At 40.8% G+C, this 20,921-nt stretch carries 16 protein-coding genes; all 16 read left to right on the plus strand.

Going from position 1 to position 20,921, the window contains the following annotated elements; all coding sequences use genetic code 11:
• The first annotated feature begins 163 nt into the window (after positions 1-163).
• The 16 genes from MUB18_RS05700 to MUB18_RS05780 all read left to right on the plus strand — a co-directional run bounded on the left by MUB18_RS05700 (position 164) and on the right by MUB18_RS05780 (position 20,906).
• The gene (locus MUB18_RS05700) at positions 164-1,564 is read left to right on the plus strand and encodes a hypothetical protein (protein WP_248755217.1); all 1,401 of its coding nucleotides are present in this window, start codon (positions 164-166) and stop codon (positions 1,562-1,564) included.
• A 462-nt stretch (positions 1,565-2,026) separates the two neighbouring features.
• The gene (locus tag MUB18_RS05705; protein WP_248755218.1) at positions 2,027-4,276 is read left to right on the plus strand and encodes an LruC domain-containing protein; all 2,250 of its coding nucleotides are present in this window, start codon (positions 2,027-2,029) and stop codon (positions 4,274-4,276) included.
• A 141-nt stretch (positions 4,277-4,417) separates the two neighbouring features.
• Positions 4,418-4,783 (plus strand): PleD family two-component system response regulator, encoded by a 366-nt coding sequence (locus tag MUB18_RS05710; RefSeq protein ID WP_248755219.1) that lies wholly within the window; start codon positions 4,418-4,420, stop codon positions 4,781-4,783.
• Entirely contained in the window at positions 4,783-5,973 is a 1,191-nt protein-coding gene (locus MUB18_RS05715; RefSeq protein ID WP_317233179.1) for a sugar transferase, read from the plus strand. The genes MUB18_RS05710 and MUB18_RS05715 overlap by 1 nt, the downstream gene beginning before the upstream one ends.
• Positions 5,974-5,997: 24 nt before the next feature.
• Positions 5,998-6,738, plus strand: coding sequence for a TolC family protein (locus MUB18_RS05720; protein WP_248755220.1), 741 nt, complete (start codon positions 5,998-6,000; stop codon positions 6,736-6,738).
• 6 nt (positions 6,739-6,744) lie between these two features.
• The gene (locus MUB18_RS05725) at positions 6,745-8,895 is read left to right on the plus strand and encodes a hypothetical protein (RefSeq protein ID WP_248755221.1); all 2,151 of its coding nucleotides are present in this window, start codon (positions 6,745-6,747) and stop codon (positions 8,893-8,895) included.
• A 12-nt stretch (positions 8,896-8,907) separates the two neighbouring features.
• Positions 8,908-10,359: an O-antigen ligase family protein gene (locus MUB18_RS05730; RefSeq protein ID WP_248755222.1), complete on the plus strand. Its 1,452-nt coding sequence runs from the start codon at positions 8,908-8,910 to the stop codon at positions 10,357-10,359.
• The gene (locus tag MUB18_RS05735; protein WP_248755223.1) at positions 10,340-11,245 is read left to right on the plus strand and encodes a glycosyltransferase family 2 protein; all 906 of its coding nucleotides are present in this window, start codon (positions 10,340-10,342) and stop codon (positions 11,243-11,245) included. Before MUB18_RS05730 ends, MUB18_RS05735 begins: the two co-directional genes overlap by 20 nt.
• A gap of 8 nt (positions 11,246-11,253) precedes the next feature.
• Positions 11,254-12,435 (plus strand): glycosyltransferase, encoded by a 1,182-nt coding sequence (locus MUB18_RS05740; protein WP_248755224.1) that lies wholly within the window; start codon positions 11,254-11,256, stop codon positions 12,433-12,435.
• Entirely contained in the window at positions 12,404-13,543 is a 1,140-nt protein-coding gene (locus MUB18_RS05745; protein ID WP_248755225.1) for a glycosyltransferase family 4 protein, read from the plus strand. The genes MUB18_RS05740 and MUB18_RS05745 overlap by 32 nt, the downstream gene beginning before the upstream one ends.
• Positions 13,518-14,123: an acyltransferase gene (locus MUB18_RS21905; RefSeq protein ID WP_317233180.1), complete on the plus strand. Its 606-nt coding sequence runs from the start codon at positions 13,518-13,520 to the stop codon at positions 14,121-14,123. Before MUB18_RS05745 ends, MUB18_RS21905 begins: the two co-directional genes overlap by 26 nt.
• Positions 14,120-15,055 (plus strand): glycosyltransferase, encoded by a 936-nt coding sequence (locus MUB18_RS05760; RefSeq protein WP_248755226.1) that lies wholly within the window; start codon positions 14,120-14,122, stop codon positions 15,053-15,055. The genes MUB18_RS21905 and MUB18_RS05760 overlap by 4 nt, the downstream gene beginning before the upstream one ends.
• Positions 15,056-16,507, plus strand: a complete 1,452-nt coding sequence (locus tag MUB18_RS05765; RefSeq protein WP_248755227.1) for a lipopolysaccharide biosynthesis protein — start codon at positions 15,056-15,058, stop codon at positions 16,505-16,507.
• Between the two features lie 85 nt (positions 16,508-16,592).
• Positions 16,593-17,720: a hypothetical protein gene (locus MUB18_RS05770; protein WP_248755228.1), complete on the plus strand. Its 1,128-nt coding sequence runs from the start codon at positions 16,593-16,595 to the stop codon at positions 17,718-17,720.
• A gap of 172 nt (positions 17,721-17,892) precedes the next feature.
• Positions 17,893-19,071 (plus strand): glycosyltransferase family 2 protein, encoded by a 1,179-nt coding sequence (locus MUB18_RS05775; RefSeq protein WP_248755229.1) that lies wholly within the window; start codon positions 17,893-17,895, stop codon positions 19,069-19,071.
• Between the two features lie 11 nt (positions 19,072-19,082).
• On the plus strand, positions 19,083-20,906 hold the full coding sequence (locus tag MUB18_RS05780) for a PAS domain-containing sensor histidine kinase (RefSeq protein ID WP_248755230.1): 1,824 nt from the start codon (positions 19,083-19,085) through the stop codon (positions 20,904-20,906).
• The last annotated feature ends 15 nt before the right edge of the window (positions 20,907-20,921 follow it).

A 20,921-nucleotide genomic window follows, 5' to 3' on the forward strand; every position in this document is an offset into this window, starting at 1 on the left:
TTTTCAGCAGGCTATCTGCCGTATCTTCATATTCTAAATAAAAATAAACACTGGATTAAAAAAATTTCGAAGGATAATCCTACATTTGCACATGCATTACAAAATACACCATGCCACTATTTTATTGCTACTGGTATTTATTTCCTTAGGCTCATGCGTAAAAATGAAATCGTATGATATCGGATCGACCGTTCCCGATGCTGAAAAGCCGTCCAACCAAGGCGAGGTTAACCCCGCAGGTTACCTTTACCCATTTGGCAAAGAGGTACAAGGGGTCGAAGCAGAGATCAGCTTGACCTTAGCATCAGATGCACAGATAGGAGCAGATTTAATCGCCACCATACCTACATTAAAGTACAACAAGAATTTATTATTCATGTTAACACAGGACGACTGTAAGCAATCTGCCTTTAGCATGACTTGGGCTGCTATCCATGGAAAACCCATCGATATCTCCGATCCCAAAAGAAAATACTATTATGATATCGAAAACCTGGAGGCAGATGATTTACCTCCCAATGCCTATACATTAGGAAAAACATTGGGCAGTACAGATGGTTTTGGAAATGAAGTCAGGTTTCATTTTACAACGACACTGGCGCCAGAATGGGATTATATGAATGTGCCAACGACCGTAAGACCTGGGTTTACGGGCAACTATTACCGTTTCTATATGAAATCCGGTCTGCGTTGGAACAATGTTAGGGAGCTGTTAAATACGGGCAATGCGGTTGCTCTTCATGATGTTAAAACATTAGCCTTAAATGATGTCGATTCTTTAGTAAAACATTTTGCAATTGCACAGCAGATCACGCAGCAAGCGCTGGCGGGTCGGAGGGTGAAATTTCTTGCAGAACCCAATGGCAACAAAACTTATCTAGCTGCTGCGATGCAGTTTCCAGATATTCAGACCATGACCGCACAGTCAGGAGCATCCGTATTGATCCCCTATCAGGTAGCTAGCGATCTTCATAAAACAACCTTAGCACGTGTTTTTATCAACGATCCTGCGCAAGCAAAAGATCTTGTTCTTCGTGCACAATCGATGACGCCACAAGATCGTCCTGCTGTGTATCTGGGTGTACATGAGACCGATCGCGAATGGGCCGAATTTCTCTTGTGGTTAAACGATACGTATGGCAAAGATGGTCTCGACAACATCTGGTTCCCCTCACAAGAAGAGTATTATGAATATCATTATTACAGACAACATTGTGCTATAAATGTGAGCAGCCAGGGAGATGCGGTAAAAATAAAGGTAAAATTTCCGAGCCAACCGCATTTTTATTATCCAGCCTTGACATTAAATATCCCAGGTTTAAAAATGAAGATGATCAAATCAGTAACTTCCAGTGCATCCGTAACGGGATTATCCTATGGCGATTTTGATGAAGGTATCAGCATCAATTTTGATACGAGACAGTATCTTTTTGAGCACGCCGACCATTATGTCAAAAAGTACCTCTCCAAAAAATCAACAAGTAGTCTTGCTGATGCGTACTATCATATTGGTGCTTTGAAAAATAATGAGCAGAAACAAGAATTGCTAAAAATGTTGCCCTAAATAAAAACGCCAAAGTGCAGCCATCGATTGCGGGAGATTTCATTTAAAATTCATTATCTGGATTGGATCTTGTCGTTATATTTTAGCAATTATTCTCTGGGGAAAAACAGCGTTTAAGCAAGCGATACAAACACGTCAATAAGTAGAGCTATACAGGGTTTGATAATATTAAAATGGTATGAAATCAATCGTCCCCTTAATCCAGTTGAGAATTGCAGTTGAGGACGATTTATCAGTATTAGTTTACGAATTGAAGTCAAGCAATTTATGTAGCCGATTGATTGTAGTTGTAGCGCTACAACTTTATGAATTTACTTTACATTACGTCGTTTTTTATCCATCTATTTGAAATAAATTATAACTTTGTCATAAACAGTTTTAATATTATAATCAATTACTTACTTAAGACATAAAGAGCGGGTTTATTATTTATCCAAACTGTTTATATTAATCTATTATGTTATGTATAAAGGAAAAAGATTTCATCTCTTTTTAGTTAGCCTGGTTTTCGTTACGCTTATTGCGTCAAGTTGTTCCAAAGTGAAGGACTTGTATGAAGAGCCAGAGACTGATTCTTCCACATTATTTCCGGGTGGGGGTAATGTTCCATCAGACTTCAAATGGAATTCGGCGAAGTCTATGGATATTCGTGTTGCTATCGATGACAAGTTCGATGGTCAATTTTTTTATCGCGTAGAAATTTTCGATAACGATCCATTACTTGCGGCAGGGTCGAATTTATTGGCGGCAGGGCAAGCGAAAAAAGGGCAAGATTTTGTCGGCAAATTGATGTTGCCAACAATGGCCAAATATCTTTATCTAAGAGAAACGTCGCCTTTAGGTATTGCTTCTGTTACCATGATCGCGGTTGATGCCACTAAAGGCAGCATCAATATCACATCTGGCTCGACAACTTCAATTCTAAATTCCAATAAAGCGAGTGTAGCTCGAGCTGCAGTTCGTACAACGATTTCAAATACGAATTCATCCTCAGTAAGTACTCTTGTCGGACCTGCTGTTGTCGTTCCCAATGATGCTATTGAAATCAGCGGAAACGGAACGGTATCGGTTGTTGACAATAAATCCTATGTCATTAAATCAGGTACAACTTTTACCGGTAAAATTGATGCCAACAATGGGACGAGCAATGTAAAGATCTATGTACAAGGTAAATGGAAAAATCCAAGCTTTGAATTTAATTTAGGTAATAACAACGGTCTTTATATCACAGATGCAGGATCGCTCGAATTGATCAATGTGACGCAAAATACCAATGGCGGTTTTGTCAATTATGGTTCCGCAAATCTATCGAAGATGGAGACCAAAAACAATACGTTGTATGTCAATTACGGTACTTTAGATGCAGATAAAGCAGATATTACCAATGGTAGCTTTACCAACTATGGTGTAGCCACTATTCAAAACTTAAGTAGTACTACAACTTCTACAGTCGTTCGAAATGAAGGTACACTTGTCGTGCAAAATGCCAGTTTGACCAATGCGACATTAGAAGCTGTTTGTCATACCACCATTCAGTCGTTGACGACAAATGGTGCGACGATCTCGATATCATCAGGAGCGTTGCTAAGCTTGGATAAATTGGATGCAGGAGGTACTAAATTTAATTTAGCTTCTTCTTCTATCTTAGCCGTTACTACATTGGCCAAATTCAATAGCCAGGCAAGTACGATGCAAGGACCAGCGTCTGGACAGGCATTAGCCCGTTTAAAGAAAGTAGATGTCAATAACCAGTATATGGCGATTACCTATTCAGGTAATTTAGAAGTGGCTTGTTCTGATCATACTGCAAATGGACAGTGGAATACCTATTATGTGATCAATAGTCCAGCCAAATTAGTTCCTTATGACAAATCTACTGTTGTGATTGCAGGTACAGCTTGTAATGCGGGAGGAAATAATGCGCCAGGTGGCAATCCAAACGATCAAACAGTAACAGAAGTCAACTTAGGTACTTATTCGTACGCTTTCGAGGACAACTGGCCTAATAAAGGTGACTACGATATGAACGATTTTGTGGTGGATATGAATATCACAAAATTCCAAAATACGGCTAATAAGGTCACTAAAGTTACTTTAAAAGGGAAATTACGCTCTGTAGGCGCATCCAAACGTTTGGCGGCAGCGGTTCAGTTGGATGGTGTTCCTGCAGCAAATGTAAAAGCGGTCACCTATTCAAAAAAAGATCTGGTTGGAACAACAGTAGCCTTGGCGGCTAATGGTACTGAAACTGGACAGACCAATGCAGTGGTAGCGATTGTTGACGACGCACATAAAGCATTCGGTGTAGCAGATACACGTTTTATATCAACGCAGAGTGGTGCATATGCTCCAATTGATGTTGTGATTACAATTGAATTTACAACCCCATTGGACAATTTTACTTACAGTACATTGAATATGTTTATTGTTAACTATGCGCAAAACATCGGTGGCAGAAACGAAATTCACTTAGCAGGTTATGCAGCAACCGATAAAATCAACAAAAGTTTAGTGTCAAGAGAAAGTGGGAAACTTTTATCAGCAACAGATCCTTTCAAAACACCGAAAGGTGATCCGTTTGCATTAGCAATCCCAGTTTCATTCAATTACCCAGCAGAAGGTGTTATTATCAATAAGGTATATCCTTACTTTGAGACTTGGGCGCGAAGCGGTGGTATTGAGAAAACAGACTGGTATTTAAACCGTAAATAATTGAAATAATATTTCCTATATTACTAAATTAAGTACTCCAGATTATTGGGAGTACTTAATTTTTTTGCTCCAAAATATATCGGGACAGTTTGTTAGATAGATTTTGGAAAAAATAGTTACTTTTATATGCTAATATAATTCATGAAAAAGAAAATACTGATCATTGATGATAAGCCGGCAATAGGACAGTTGATAACCTTATACTTAAATGCGGATTATGAATTTCATTATTTTGCAAGTGCCATGGCTGCTTATAACTGGCTTAAAGATGGTCATCTCGTAGATTTGATTCTGTCGGATTATACGATGCCCGAAATGAATGGGTATGATCTCTTGGTGATGATCAAGCAAAATGAATTTTTAAAAAATATTCCGGTCATTATTCTTTCGGGAGAAGATAACACCAATACGCGCATCAGTCTATTAGAAGCTGGCGCAGATGATTTTATTTTAAAACCTTTCAATCCGTTGGAATTAAAGCTGCGAATTAAAAAAGCATTAAAATAATGCCACATTATAGCGATTATATTTACTATGGTAATAGTCTGGAAAACTTCGACTATTTTCAACTTCAAGTGCAGGACACTTTGGGGGTAGAGTTAAAACATTTCAGTTCTTTCGAGACCATGGATAAATATTTTCAAGAGTATAGGGGGCAGTTTGTCTCGGTTATTTTTTATGAACAGAGTTCAAGCCTGATGACCGATCTTCGCCAACTGACCAAGTTGAATTCCTACGGCAAAGAAACTGTAATTTTTTTGGTCGGCAATGGCTTTTCTATGCTGGAAAAGAAATCTTATCTTGAAGCTGGGGTGACCAATACCATCAGTCCCAAGGCCAATAAGGATGTTTTTCAATCCCTAAAAAAATATATTCATCTCTATTTTGAGGCGACTGCTCAAACAGAAAGGTTTACAGCTCCGGCATCTTCCTTTCCTAAGATTAAGATCCCAATAGGGAAGAGGCTGTTTGATATTGTCGTTTCTTCTTTCCTGATTTTGATGTTATCTCCGATACTCATCACCGCATACCTAGCCATTATCATTGAAAGCAAGGGTCCTGCGGTATACCGTTCCAAAAGAATTGGAGCTGGATATTATATGTTCGACTTTTACAAATTCAGATCCATGTATGCCGATGCGGACAAGCGGCTAAAGGAGTATATGATGCACAACCAATATGCCAAACAAGAGACTGCAGCGAACAGCAATTCTCAATCCTATGCCAATGCCGATATACCACAGTTTACCATCGATGAATTACGGGATGTATTGATTGATGATTATACCGTAGTCAAAGGAGCGGATTTTGGCGGCAAGCAAAAAAAGGCGGCCTTCTTCAAATTGGAGAAAGATCCACGTGTCACCAAGGTGGGCCGTATCCTGAGAAAATATAGTATTGATGAATTACCGCAACTGTTCAATACCCTGTTTGGCGATATGTCTATCGTCGGAAATCGTCCACTTCCTTTATACGAAGCCGAAATGTTGACCACCGACGATAGTGTCGAGCGCTTTATGGCGCCGGCTGGTATTACCGGTTTATGGCAAGTGGAGAAAAGAGGCGACAACGGGAGCATGTCCGATCAAGAGCGTATCAACCTCGATATTGATTACGCTAAAAACTATTCCGTATGGATGGATGTTAAGATATTGTTTAAGACATTTTCTGCCTTTATCCAAAAAGCAGATGTGTAGTTACACCGATAAATAATTATTTCAATGAATAAAGTATATAGCAGGTTATTTTTGTTTGTTTGCTTGATGTCCACCGGGATGCGATCTCAGGCTCAATCCGCCATTGATCAAATGGATATGATTGATTTGACGAGATTGACCCTACCGCCTTTGGAGACACTTTATGAAAATGCAAAGAATAGTCCCAGTGTCGAAATGTATGAGGCAAAAATCGAAACAGAACGTAGTAAAGTGATCACCGAGAAAAGAAACTGGTTAAAATACTTTAAAGCAGGCGGATCCTGGCAATATGGTAATATCGCCATCAACTCTTCATTTACCAATGAAAATACCCCATTATTTTTTCAATCATCTGGACAATCCCAAAGTTCGTACTATGGAACTGTAGGCGTTAGTGTTCCTTTTGATGATATCTTTGATCGTAAGAATAAGGTGAAAAGACAACAAACTGAACAACGTTTTGCAGAACTCGAAAAAGGAAAATGGCTAGATGAACAGCGGATTCGTATCGTAACTGCTTATGTGAAAGCCAAAACCGCCTTAGCGATGCTTAAGAAAAATGTCGAAGATCATAATGTGGCTTTAACAAATTATCGAATGATAGAAAACGAATTCAAATCAGGTAATGCCAATATTACAGATCTCAATGCCGCCAAGAAATTGGAAACCGAAGCTTACGAGTTATTTAAAACCAGTGAAGCTAATATTGTCAGTGAGATTCTGACTTTAGAGATTTTGAGTAGAACCAAAATAATTAGTCAATAGCGTAATATGAATATTTTCCATTATATTTTTCGTGCCGTATTTAGGATCAAATGGTGGCTTTTGATTTTGCCATTGCTATTTGCTCTACTGGCCATATACATGACTCGCAATTTGGATAGGCAGTATAAAACTGACGTTACGATCTACACAGGGGTTATTTCCAGTTATGGAAGCGATCCGGGCGAATCCAATGCATCGTCCAATTGGAATGTGCTGAACAATTCAATTCAGAACATCATCAATACCATCAACTCCAAAGAGACACTTAAACGCTTGTCGTTAAACCTCTATGCCCGTTTGATGATTCATGGTGACCTTAAAAAAGACAATGTCTACATCTCAGCAAAACATTATAAACAATTATTGGACATCACTCCAAAAGATGTGCGAGCATTGATAGATAAAAGTTCGGAGGAAAATACCGTACGCAATCTAGAAAGATATGAAAAGCCTGATCGCAATAATTTTGTCTATGGCTTATTCAATTGGAATCATCCCTACTTTAGTTATGGTGCGCTCAAGGAAAATATTAAAATCTCCCGGATTGATAATAGCGATATCCTGCAAGTCAACTATCAGGCAAATGATCCCGGTATTGCTTATCAGACGCTAGAAGTATTGAGTAAAGTCTTTGCTATCGAATACACCAACTTGCAATTTGGAAGTACCAATAATGTGATTCGCTATTTCGAAGCAGAGCTGGCACGTTTAGGGAGAGAATTGCGTGGTCAAGAAGACTCATTAACAAATTATAATGTCGAAAACAGAGTCATCAACTACGATAAACAGACCGAAGCTATTGCCGTTTTGGATAAAGAATATGAGTTGCGCTACCAAGATGTCGTATTTGCTTACAATAGTGCTCAGGCAGCATTAAAACAGTTGGAGTCCGGTATGGATGCCAATATGCGATCGATCAAAAATAATTCCGAATTCCTATCTCGGATGAATCATATCGCTGATCTGAACTATGATATTTCTAGGATCAAAACTTTAGGTGCAGATTCCTTAACCCTACAAAAGGCCGGAAGTATCAATACACTATCGAGCGAACTGAACAAACAAGAAAAGGAATTCCGAACCTTTATGGATCAGTATTCTTCTGAAAAATATACGCGCAATGGATATCCAAACGCCAATTATGTCAAACAATGGGTGGAAGAACTATTGAAGTTCAAAAGTGCAGAAGCCGAGTTGAATGTGGGGAAAAATTTTAAACAAGAACTTGATCAAAAATATACCCAGTATTCACCAATAGGTTCGGTACTGAAGCGTAAAGAAAGAAGTATCAACTTTTCGGAGCAGAGCTATTTGTCGATTCTGACTAGTTTAAATGCTGCACGCCTCCGATTGAAAAGTTTAGAGATGAATTCGGCGACCTTGAAAGTGATCAATCCGGCAACTTTCCCGCTCAATGCACTTCCTTATGGTCGCAAGGCGATCGTGATCGGTGTTTTTTTAGGTACAATCGCCTTTATATTAGGTATCCTACTTATTTTGGAGCTTTTTGATCGTACATTACGGGATAAAATACGCACGGAGCGCATCACTAAAGGCAAGGTTGTGGCTGCATTTCCAAAATTATTAAAAAGTAAAAACCTCCCTGCAATAGAAGAGCGTGCTGTACATGTATTGGCCAATCGCCTTTATGGCTATTATGACAATGACTCAGCGGTCAATTTTATCAATGTCGTCAAGCTATCGACCACCTTAGACTCCAGTCGTATCACGGAATTATTGACCGATTATTGGTCAAAAATGGGATTAAAGGTGAGAGGATATTATGAAGGACAGGATTTTGAGTCTCAATCTCGGGAATATCTGGTCGGTCAAGAATGGGTCAATCAATTGGTAGACTACGATCTTTCGCTTGTTCAGCATGGTTCAATGGCTTTAACCCCCATACCCAATGTCTTCTTGGAAAGAGGGATGGCCACATTGCTTGTGCTGCGGGCAGATACCGTTTGGAAGACAGAAGATGAATTGTTATTTTCAGATTTATTAGAACGATCAGCAGGCAGACCTATTGTCATCTGTTTGATGAATGCACAAAAATATGTCGTAGAGGAATTTACAGGGATGCTACCTCCTTTTACATTTTTGCGTCGTTTGGAATATCAACTGGCCAATTTTGGTCTGACCTCTTTAGGTAAATAAAATAGGACAGGTATGATGCAATCCGATCATAACAAGTGGTCAACTTTAATTACAGAAAGTCATATGCTTCTGCTTATACTCATTTTGGGAGGGTTAGCAGGAGCATACCTATTTGTATTTGCGGGGATGTCGGTGGGGCTGGCATTCTATTTAGTACCGCTCCTGCTGTTGTTTATCATATTCTGCCTATCATCACCCGTATGTTGCTTCTTTCTCTTATACAGCGCATCCTATTTTGTTATGGGGGTAGCACGTTACGTCACATTTCCCATGCCTGCCGGTGTGATACTGGATATCTTGATCTTATTTAACTTCCTGTGCCTGTGCTTGCATTACATTCGAGGAAATCCCATCGGAAAGCTCTATTTCAATCCCTTTTTGATGATATCTATATTCTGGATGCTCTTCTGTCTGTTAGAGATTATCAATCCCATGTCCAGCTTTTCCAATTGGATCACCACGGTAAGGAATATCGGTATCCATATCGTTGTATTTCAATTGCTGGTGTTTCTCAATCTGGACAACCTCGATAAGCTGCGCTTGTTTTTTGGTTTATGGGGTACGCTCATTGTCTTAGGAGCATTAAAGGCCATTGGTCAAAAGTATATCGGTTTTGATCGCTTCGAGTCTGCTTGGTTATACACCTATGGAGCACATACACACGTCATTTACAGTGGTATCCGTTATTTTTCTTTCTTTACAGATGCCGCAAATTTTGGTTGTCATATGGGATTGGGGATCGTCGTTTTTACGATCTTGTCATTTTATGAAAAAAGAGTCAATAGGCGTCTTTTGTATATTGCTGTTGCCCTGATTGCTTTCTACGGTTTGATGATCTCCGGCACTCGAGCGGCAATAGCTGTACCTTTTGTTGGTTTTGCTTTTTTTATTGTTTTAGTCAAAGAGTGGAAGTGGATCGTCATGGGCGCTGTCTTCTTAGCTCTTGCCTTTTCCTTTTTTAATCTGACCACCATTGGCAATAGCAATGGCGATATCCGCCGTATGCGGACTGCGTTCTCCTTTTCTCAAGATGCTTCATTTAACGTGCGTTTGGAAAACCAAAAGAAGATGCGTCTCTTCATGAGCGATCATCCGTTCGGGATCGGCCTAGGTGCTTCCAAACATGCCAATGAAGGCGATCTGATCCATGGTATCGCGACCGATTCCTCTTTTGTCTTCATTTGGGTGGAGACCGGGATCGTCGGTTTGATCCTGTATGTCTTGTTGTGTTTGACCATCCTCGGTTTTGGCACTTACTACGTGCTAGTTGTATTACAAGATACCCGCATCAAATCAATTGTAGCAGCTTCTACTGCAGGTCTTGCCGGAATTATGGTCGCGGGTTATGCCAATGAAGTACTCCATCAGATGCCCACTGGGCAGACTGTTTATATCCTGATGGGTATTATTATGCTATCTCCTGTTATTGATAAAAAGTTAGCTCATGACACTTCAACCGTATAAACTTTCCTTTATTACTGTCAATTACAATGGACTGGAAGATACCCGGGCATTTCTAGCGCGTATCGAGAATATCACATTTTCGTTCTCATATGAAGTGATTGTTATTGACAATGGATCGCGACAAGACGAGTATGCGCTATTAAAAGCTGAATTTCCGTTTATTACAGGATGTTATAGCTCCGCTAATCTGGGTTTCGCAGGGGGCAATAATATCGGAATACGGATGTCTCAAGGTGAATTTTTGTATTTCTTAAACAACGATACCTTGCTTCCTTTGGAAGCCGACACACAAATAACGGAGATGCTCTTCTTTTTGGAGCAGCACCACGAAGTAGGAGGGATAACACCTAAAATCAGGTATATGGATCCGCCCGATATGATCCAATTTGCAGGTTGCACTCCTCTGACCGCCATCACACTGCGCAATAAGCAGATTGGTTACCAAGAGATGGAGCTTGGACAATATGAACAAAATAGCGAAATTCCGTATCTCCATGGAGCTGCAATGCTGATCCCCCGTCGTGTTGTTCAACACATCGGCTTGATGCCCGAGGAATTTTTTTTATATTATGAAGAACTTGACTGGTGCTATCGGATCAATAGGCATTATTCCTTATTTTACTATGCGGGAGCTTTGGTTTATCATAAAGAAAGTGCCTCTACGGGAATTGATTCGCCTTTTAAAACCTATTACCTCACACGCAATAGGTTACTATTTGCTTATCGCAATCGGGTTGGAATGACACGGATTCTGTCCTTGTTTTATCTCGTATTAGTCGCAAATACTTCAAAAATGTGTAGCTTTATACTGAATGGAAAGTGGAAACATGTCTTTTCCATCTTCTCCGGCACACGCGCTGCCTTCAAGCTGTTTAAATCAACGTAATTAGGACTATGGAATTAGTATTGCACATTGTCGAAGGAATCTTTTTTATTCCGTTTTTGATCTGGATCGTCTATTTTTTGATATTTTCCATCGGATACCGTATTCCCAGAAATCAGCAATTCAAGCAAGCTGCTCATCAACATCGGTATTTAGTTATTTTCCCAGCATACAAAGAAGATGCGGTTATTGTAGAAAGCATTCGTTCTTTTTATAAGCAAGATTATCCTGAGGATTTATATGAAGTTGTAGTGGTTGCAGATAGCATGCAGGACGATACGAACGCTGGGCTGCGTCAGTTGGGAGCTACTGTTCTGATTCCAAATTATGAACCCCGATCCAAAGCTGCAGCCCTCAATTTGGCCATCACGCATACGCAAGGCCAGCCATTCGACGCAGTTGTTATTCTAGATGCAGACAATTTGGTGTATCCGGATTTTCTAAAACAGGTCAATCAAGTATTCGATTCAGGTTGCAAAGCCGTACAGGCACATCGCATCGCCAAAAATGATAATACCGATACCGCCTATCTCGATGGAATCAGTGAGGAGATCAACAATTCCATTTTCCGACAAGGTCATGTCAATCTCGGACTTCCTGCAGCATTGACCGGCTCGGGTATGCTGTTTGAAATCAATTGGTTTAGGCAAGTGATGCCCAAAATAAGCTCCATGGGTGAAGATAAAGAATTAGAATATCACCTTTTATTGGAGGGTATCTTCACCAATTATTTAGAAGATGTGTATGTTCTCGATGAAAAGGTACAGAACCGAAAAGATCTTTCCAATCAAAGGAAAAGATGGATTGCAGCGCAAATCGATACTTTTTTAATTGCCTTTAGTGGATTGGGCACTATTTTGAAGACCCGTAACTGGCCGATGTTGGATAAGGTGGTACAATGGTCGATCCCCCCACGTATTATATTACTCGGGTTCGTCCCCATTTGGATCTTTATTTTATATGTCTTAGCACCCATATTGATGTATAAATGGCTGATACTTTATCTGTTGTTCCTGATAGCACTGGGCTTGGCCGTTCCAAACCGATTCTATAATAAGCGAACATTAGTGTGCTTTTTGAAATTACCCTTTATTTTTATGGCGATCTTGCGTAGTTTTATGGGAATTAAATCAGGGCGTAGTACTTTTGTTCACACACCACATGGCGAAAAAAAAGAAGATTATAGTAATTGAGGCACAACGCATATTCCGCAAGAATAAGCATGGAATGGACTTTGTCGCATTGGAAATGATTCGTGGCTTACAGCAACTGGATCCCTTCAATCAGTATGTTATTGCGGTTGGCCCTGGTGAAGACCGATGCCTCAGCGAAACGCAAAACTTTAGCATTGTTGTATTGGATAGTTCCAATTACCTCATTTGGGAACAGTTACTCCTTCCTCGGCTCTTAAAGAAGGTAAAGGCCGATCTGTTGCACTGCACTTCCAATACCGCCCCTTTGAACATGCATATTCCGCTGGTACTGACGCTGCATGACATCATCTTTATGGAAAAGAAGATCGGTAATAACGCCTCGATGTATCAAAATCTGGGTCGTATCTACCGCCGCTGGGTGGTCCCCAAGATCTTAAAAAAAGTCCACACCGTAATTACGGTTTCCGATTTCGAACAACATAATATTGCAACAGCTTTTCCACAATTGCGTCAACAGATAGTCACTGTTTATAACGGCGTCAGTTCGCGATTCAAGCCACTTACCACCTTTGTAGATCCTCGATTTGCATCATGGGAAAAAGGAAGCTATTGGTTGCTTTTAGGCAATACAGATCCTAAAAAGAATCTTAAAAATACACTCAGAGCTTACGCTTATTATTTACAGGAAAGCAGCCTTAAGAAAAAATTGCTTTTAGCAGATCTTGATCCACAACATTTGGATAAGTTATTAACCGAACTGGATTTACAGGGCATCAAAGATTACCTGATCGTCGAAGAGTATATTGCACACGACCTCTTGGTCCAAGTGTACAATAAGGCTTTTGCATTTCTCTATCCTTCGATTCGAGAAAGTTTTGGCCTACCGCTCTTGGAGTCGATGGCCTGTGGTACTCCTGTTGTGACTTCCAGCACATCTGCCATCCCAGAGGTTGCGCAGGACAATGTGGTGTATAGCAATCCCCACGATATCGCTTCCATTGCTGCAGGCATGCTGCAGTTGGAACAGGACGGTCCATTGTACGACAGTTTAGTGGCTAAAGGACTAGCAAGAAGTACACAATTTGACTGGAATCAAACAGCAGCAAAAACATTGGATATTTATGAAGCAGTACATCTATCAAAATAAATCGCTGAAGCACTTGGTCCATTGGTTGATCATGAGCCCAACACGGACCAGGCCTCGGTGGTACTTGCGTATGTTGCAGTTTTTGTATGTAAAAAGAGGTCGTGGATCCGTTATTTACAACAGCGTACGTCGCGATCTCGTTCCTTTTCGCCAATGTTCTATAGGTACACGATCGGTCGTCGAATCATTTTCTGTGCTCAACAATGCTGTAGGCGATCTCCACATCGGAGATTATACACGCATCGGTATTGGCAACACGATTATTGGTCCTGTTAGCATTGGCCATCAGGTCAATATTGGGCAGCATGTCTTGATTTCGGGATTGAATCACCGCTATGAAGATGTTCAGATCAGTATCGCAGAGCAAGGAGTTAGCGTAGCCCCTGTTACGATAGCCGACGATGTATGGATCGGAGGAAATGTCGTTATTTTAGCAGGTATCCGCATCGGTCAGCATGCCGTGATCGGAGCCGGATCTGTTGTGACCAGAGATGTCCCAGCCTATAGTGTCGCAGTGGGCAATCCTGCAAAAGTGGTCAAAACATATGATTTTAATTTAAATTGTTGGGTAAAAGTATGAAAGAACAGCCGTTGATCAGTGTTATTATGCCTGTTTATAATACAGAAGCGTATCTTGATATGGCTATTCAGAGCATATTAGAACAAACAGAGAAAAATTTTGAGCTGATTATTATCAATGATGGCGCGACCGACGGCAGCCCGGACATTTTGTTTAAATGGCAACAAAAGGATCAGCGCATACAGATCATCGCTCAAGATAATCAAGGCCTTTCTGCTGCGCGCAACACTGGATTGCGGCATGCCATAGGAACATTTGTCTATTTTATGGATAGCGATGATTACCTGCGCCCAGATACCTTAGACAAATGCGTACGTTATGCAGAAGATTCGGTACTGGATCTCGTCTTTTTCGATGCTGATATTTTAGACGATCAAAATAAGGAAAATCAGCAGTCTGCTACGTTTCATTATATCCGAAAAAAAACAGCCCCGTATCAAGTGATGAAGGGAAGTGAAGCCTTAGCGCAACTATTGGATCACCAAGAGTTTTTTTCTCCCGTCTGGATGCTCTTCATTCGACGGAGTTTGATTTTAACCGAAAATTTACAGTTTGAAGTCGGTATTATCCACGAGGATGAATTGTTTACCATGCAGGTATTTTTGCTTGCCCAGCAAGTGGGTTACTTACCCGAACCGTTCTTTTTCCGACGTGTACGGGCCAATTCCATTATGACCAGTGCCTTCAAGTGGTACAATATATCATCCTATTTAAAAGTTGCCGAACAACTGCAATTATTTGTGCAGCAACATCCAGTTTATCATGCCGTGGTCGATCAATATCTCGCACGGATGCTCAATGCTGCGGTCTGGAAAGCACACGGATTGCCTCCTCATCAACGCGTTAAGCTTTTATTTATCCTCATCAGCCGCTGGAATAAATACATGAATATCCGTACGTACGGAGTCTTATTATTCAAAAAGAAAAAATAGATGAAAGATATACAAGGACAGTTGATCTCAGGCGTGTTTTTTACCGCACTGGCCAAATACGCCAATCTGATCATTTCGTTGGTCGTAACAGCCATATTAGCCCGATTACTTGCTCCCGATCAATTCGGGGTAGTCGCCATCGCTACTGTGGCTATTGCTTTTCTCAATTTGATCGCCGATATCGGATTGTCTGCAACGGTTATACAGCACAAAGAATTAGACCGAAAAGCTTTGAGCGCTTTATTTTCGCTATCGGTCTATATTACCCTGTTGCTTTCCTTGATTTTCTTTTTATGCGCAGGGGTCTTCGCCAACTGGTATGATCAACCTGAGCTTCGCCCTATCTGCCAGTGGCTTGCCCTCAGTTTGCTTTTTTCTGGGATCACCGTGGTGCCCAATGCTCTTTTTTATCGGGATCGCCTCTTCAAGGCCATAGCTTTACGGAGTCTGGTCATACAGCTTGTCGGTGGCGCGATGTCAGTCGTGGCCGCTTATCAGGGTTATGGGGTATATGCGTTGATCATTAATCCGATCTTCTCTTCCATCCTGATCTTTGGGATATCGTATGCCAAGTTTCCATTGAAATTTACGTTTAGCTTCTCCTTACAAGCACTGCGACCGATTTTTTCCTATTCATTCTATCAATTTTTATTTAACATCATCAATTACTTTAGTCGCAATGCCGACACCCTATTGATCGGTAAATATTTGGGTATGGTACCTTTAGGTTATTACGATAAATCCTATCGCCTCATGTCCCTGCCTCTTCAGAATATTACACAGGTGATCACGCCCGTTATACATCCAATTTTGAGTCTGCATAGCAAAGATCTGGGATATTTAAATCGAGTCAACCTCAAACTGGTCAGTTTTCTAGCTTTAATCGGGTTCCCCCTGGCCATCTTTCTGTATTTTTCTTCAGAAGAACTGATCCTGTTATTCTTTGGACCGCAATGGGAATTGGCCATTCCGACATTTAAAATATTGAGTCTTACCGTTGGTATCCAACTGGTATTGTCCTCTTCAGGCTCTATTTTCCAAACTGCAGGAGATACCAGGAGCTTATTTATCTGCGGATTATTTTCAGCAGTCGTCAATGTCACCGGTATCCTACTAGGTGTATTTTATTTCAAGAGTATCGAAGCTGTAGCCCAATGCCTGCTGGTCACATTCGCGATCAATTTTGTACAGACCTATTGGCTCATGTATATGGTCATATTCAAAGCAAGTATCGTCCCTTTTTTGACCTGTCTGTGGAAACCTGTTCTTTTTGCAGGTATATTAGCCGGGCTGTTATATAGCGCAGACCTAATCTTCAATTGTAACCAGCAATTGTATAGCTTTCTATTCAAAAGTTTGGTATTTGTCCCATCATTTGCATTGTTGGTCTGGTTTGGAGGGTACCAAGCAGATATTAAGCAGTTTATAAATAGAAAAAGAGGAAATAACTAAAAACATGTTTTTTACTTGCGATGTTTGCCTATTTTTTTGTAATTTCTTGGAGTCAAATAAAGGCCATTAAATAAAATTAGATGTCATGGGGTTGAAGGTGCTTTTTTTTATCTTTCATGGTTTTAGTGAACATAACGGGATCAGTAAAAAGATCTGGGGACAGATCAATGGGCTTCAACAAAATGGTGCCCAAGTTACTTTATGTCACTATCAGGTCACGTCCGATGGACATCGGGTATGGAAGATCGATGAAAAGGTCCTCGCGGATTTGGGTACCGGACCAAGGGCCAAGATTCGGAAACGGATCGATTATAGCGCTATCGCTAATTATGTCTTAGCAAATCATTTTTCACTTATTTATATGCGCTCCGATCACAATGCCAATCCATTTACGATTCATTTAGTAAAAAAGATGCGTCGATCTGGAGCAAAAGTCATTATGGAAGTTCCGACTTATCCCTATGATCAGGAGTACAATACACCCAAAATGAAGTTGGAATTGTTTGTAGATCGGTTGTATCGAGATCAGCTGGCCAAGCATCTCGATGCGGTGGTCACTTTCTCCAATGTCGATGTTATATTTGGTCAAAAGACGCTCAAGATTTCTAATGGGATAGATTTTGATGCTATCCCCATTCGTCATCCCCGTGCTACACCGCAGCAAGAGATTCATCTGCTGGCCGTTGCCGAGATCCATTACTGGCACGGCTTTGACCGGCTCATTCAAGGTCTGGCGCTGTACCAACAGCAGCATCCTTCACGTCAGGTGATCTTTCATCTCGTGGGCGAACTCAGCGGTGAACGCGAGCGTCAAGATATTCTCGTCCCCATTCAGCAGCATGGTCTGCAGCAGCAAGTCATCCTACATGGTGCACTTTGGGGTACAGCACTCGATGCGCTATTTGATCAGGCAGATTTTGCGATCGGAAGTTTAGGGAGGCACCGGACCGGTATCGATGTGATCCGCACCTTGAAAAACCGGGAATATGCGGCACGCGGTATCTCATTTATATACTCCGAATCAGATCCTGATTTTGATGACCGCGATTATATTATCAAAGCAAAGCCCGATGAATCACCTATAGATATTCAGCAGCTGATCGCTTTTATAGACCAACATCAACCATCGCCAGAAGCAATTCGAGCGAGCATTCAAGAACTGTCTTGGAAAGGACAGATGAATAGCTTGTTGCAATCCGACCTGTTACGGTAACGATTTTTTTAGCAGATCGCATTTAAATAGAAACAAAAGAATAGATGCCATTTTCAGGTTTGCATCAAGCAACAGCTGCATGACGGATCTATTCTCAAAAAAACATCATACTCGATACGATCAATAAAACCAAATATTTAATATATTTTTGTCATAAATACCGCGATCTCCTATGTTACAGTTTATATTTTGGTGCAGTTTATTCTTAGTCTTTTACACCTATGTGGGCTATGCCATAGTCATTTATGTATTAGCAAAATACAGGGCTTATCAACCTCATGTACAGGTACATTGTCTTAGCGAAGAGGAGATGCCGGAGGTCACGCTTTTTATTGCAGCCTACAATGAAGCCGATATTATTGCCGAAAAAATGGCAAACTGTAGGGCCTTGGCTTATCCCAAGCATAAGTTAAAGATCCTCTGGGTGATTGATGGCAGTAGTGATCATAGTGAAGTTTTATTGCAGCAGTATCCCGACGTGCAGGTCGTGAGTTCGCCCTCACGTAAGGGCAAAACTGCGGCGATCAATCATGGGATGAGTGTTGTCCATACCCCCATTGTTGTTTTTAGTGATGCCAATTGTTTTCTAAATACCGATGCCTTGACGATTATCGTCCATCAATTTAATGATCCGAGTATTGGTTGTGTGTCGGGCGAGAAAAGAGTAGCTTTTACAGACGATGATACCATCTCGTCCAAAGGAGAGGGCACCTATTGGCAATATGAATCACTGTTAAAAAAACTTGACTATCAATATTATTCGGCAGTAGGAGCAGCAGGAGAGCTATTTGCGATCCGTACGGCCTTGTTTACGATGATGCCAGAAGATACCCTTTTAGATGATTTTATGTTATCGATGGGCATTGCACAAAATGGCTACCGCATTGCCTATACACCAGATGCCTATGCTGTAGAATCTGGGTCGCTCAATATGGAAGAGGAAGCAAAGCGCAAGCGTCGCATCGCGGCCGGCGGCTGGCAATCCATCATCAGGCTATTGCCTCTGCTCAATATTTTTGATTATGGCAAACTAAGCTTTCAATATCTGTCGCACCGCGTACTGCGCTGGTCAGTCACTCCTTTTGCTTTATTTGCTTTATTGCCATTATCTTTCATACTAGGACTAGGATATGTATCACCTTATAATGTGTTTTATATCATTTTTGTAAGTCAGGTCGTGTTTTACCTTTGCGCAGGCATTGGATATCTCCAACGCGATCATCCAAATGTGTCAAAGTTGTTTTATATCCCCTATTATTTTATATTTATGAATATAAATGTAGTGCTGGGGATTTACTACCTATTGAGCAATCAGCACCGCGGCGGATGGGAAAAGTCTCAGCGGAAATAATTTAGCAAAACATGATGGAGCAAAGAGCATTACATAACTTAAAATATTTGGAGAAGATCTTAGATCTGACCAGCGATACTTTATTCTTGATCGATCAAGATAATGTATGTGTAGATGCCATTATCAAGACCGACAATCCGATTATCAATCCGCGTATCCAGTTGATCGGATCCAATCTGCTCGATCTTTTGCCGGCATCCACTGCGCAACTTATGGAGCAGGAATTTAGCAAATGCCGTCAGACTGGGGATACATCCAACCTGAACTACGATCTCCCGGCGAGCGATCAAACCTACTTCTTTAAATTTATTATCCATAAGTTTGACGAGGAGCATTTGCTGTGCCAGTATCGCGATATTACGCAGCGCAGTAATATGAAATACCGGCTCAAATCCGCTTTGCAGGCGCAGCTCGAGGTAGGTAAAGTTGCGCAGATCGGTCATTGGTCGTTTTACACCGAACAGCAAAAATTTTTCATCAGTGGTTTTTCTAATATTCGAAATACAAATATTTTAGAGCCTGAAATATTTAAGCTCAGTGATTTATTACCTTATATTCATCCCGATGACAGACAGAAGATCATAGATTTTTTAAATATGAATGATGCTGAATACGGTACGTTGGAATATCGCATGTTGCTTCCAGACAAACCTATCACTTATGTAAGGGCCACAAAATATGCCAAACATCTGGAAAATGGTTATTGTATCGTCGATGGATTCTCTCAGAATGTAAGTGATTTTATGAAGAATAGGAATGAGCTGGAAATGGTGTTGGCTGTCGTTAATAATGCTCCTTACAGTATTTTCGCTTGCCATTTAGATGGTCGACTGGCATTTGCCAATAAAGCTTGTCGCCAGCAAAATGGTCTGATCGAGGAAGGTGATATCAGTGCGCTTGTCGTATATGAAAGTCTGAAAAATTTTGATACAAGAAACCAGTGGTGTACGTTTATTGAAAAAATACAGCGTGCCCATGGATATTTGCAATATCGTTGTGATATTGCCTACCCGGAGTTTGATATGATTGGTTCCGAGTGCAGTTCGCTGATTATAAAAAATGGTATCGGTGAAGATATTGTATGGACCATCCAGCGCGATATTTCCGATCAGATCAGGTATGAAGAGCAGCTTTTGAAGTCCAAGGAGGCTGCCGAAGAGTCCGAAAAATTAAAGTCAGCCTTTATTTCCAATATGAACCATGAGATCCGTACACCATTAAGTGCTATTATTGGTTTTGGTAATATCATTGCCGACACACCAGATCCGGAGTTGCGCAAAGAGTATGGTCAGATTCTGACTACCAATAGCAGTCAATTGTTGCGGTTGATTTCAGATGTATTGGAGATGTCCCAGATGGATGCTGGTAAAATGCGGTTTAATGCAGAAGTGGTCTCACTCAAAAGCATCCTGAATGAGCTTTCATTAAGTTTCAGCAACTTAGAAGATCATCCGGTTCTTATTATCGATATACCCGAAAAAGAGCTCACGGTCCAATTAGACCGCGGTAGAATCATGCAAGTACTCGTCAATCTGATCAACAATAGTATGAAATTTACCCCCCCTCATGGAGCTGTTCATATCGGCTACCTCATAGGCGACGAATTTTTTGAGTTTTATGTCAAGGACAATGGGATCGGTATTCCCAAACATCTTCAGAAATCGATCTTCAACCGTTTCTTTAAGATCAATGAAGCGGCCAAAGGTACCGGGCTTGGACTGTCTATTTGCAAAGCAATCGTTGAGCAGATGCATGGTGAGATCACGGTTGAATCCGAAGAAGGTCAGGGAACCACCTTCCGTATCAAATTACCCCTTCATAATTCTGATTTATAAAGCTGATACTGATTT

Source organism: Sphingobacterium sp. PCS056, from assembly GCF_023273895.1.
Taxonomy (GTDB): domain Bacteria; phylum Bacteroidota; class Bacteroidia; order Sphingobacteriales; family Sphingobacteriaceae; genus Sphingobacterium.

Bases quoted from the DNA above. Each gene is read 5' to 3' on its own strand.
- MUB18_RS05700 (WP_248755217.1), top strand. From the start codon at position 164: ATGAAATCGTATGATATCGGATCGACCGTTCCCGATGCTGAAAAGCCG.
- MUB18_RS05705 (WP_248755218.1), top strand. From the start codon at position 2,027: ATGTATAAAGGAAAAAGATTTCATCTCTTTTTAGTTAGCCTGGTTTTC.
- MUB18_RS05710 (WP_248755219.1), top strand. From the start codon at position 4,418: ATGAAAAAGAAAATACTGATCATTGATGATAAGCCGGCAATAGGACAG.
- MUB18_RS05715 (WP_317233179.1), top strand. From the start codon at position 4,783: ATGCCACATTATAGCGATTATATTTACTATGGTAATAGTCTGGAAAAC.
- MUB18_RS05720 (WP_248755220.1), top strand. From the start codon at position 5,998: ATGAATAAAGTATATAGCAGGTTATTTTTGTTTGTTTGCTTGATGTCC.
- MUB18_RS05725 (WP_248755221.1), top strand. From the start codon at position 6,745: ATGAATATTTTCCATTATATTTTTCGTGCCGTATTTAGGATCAAATGG.
- MUB18_RS05730 (WP_248755222.1), top strand. From the start codon at position 8,908: ATGATGCAATCCGATCATAACAAGTGGTCAACTTTAATTACAGAAAGT.
- MUB18_RS05735 (WP_248755223.1), top strand. From the start codon at position 10,340: ATGACACTTCAACCGTATAAACTTTCCTTTATTACTGTCAATTACAAT.
- MUB18_RS05740 (WP_248755224.1), top strand. From the start codon at position 11,254: ATGGAATTAGTATTGCACATTGTCGAAGGAATCTTTTTTATTCCGTTT.
- MUB18_RS05745 (WP_248755225.1), top strand. From the start codon at position 12,404: ATGGCGAAAAAAAAGAAGATTATAGTAATTGAGGCACAACGCATATTC.
- MUB18_RS21905 (WP_317233180.1), top strand. From the start codon at position 13,518: ATGAAGCAGTACATCTATCAAAATAAATCGCTGAAGCACTTGGTCCAT.
- MUB18_RS05760 (WP_248755226.1), top strand. From the start codon at position 14,120: ATGAAAGAACAGCCGTTGATCAGTGTTATTATGCCTGTTTATAATACA.
- MUB18_RS05765 (WP_248755227.1), top strand. From the start codon at position 15,056: ATGAAAGATATACAAGGACAGTTGATCTCAGGCGTGTTTTTTACCGCA.
- MUB18_RS05770 (WP_248755228.1), top strand. From the start codon at position 16,593: ATGGGGTTGAAGGTGCTTTTTTTTATCTTTCATGGTTTTAGTGAACAT.
- MUB18_RS05775 (WP_248755229.1), top strand. From the start codon at position 17,893: ATGTTACAGTTTATATTTTGGTGCAGTTTATTCTTAGTCTTTTACACC.
- MUB18_RS05780 (WP_248755230.1), top strand. From the start codon at position 19,083: ATGATGGAGCAAAGAGCATTACATAACTTAAAATATTTGGAGAAGATC.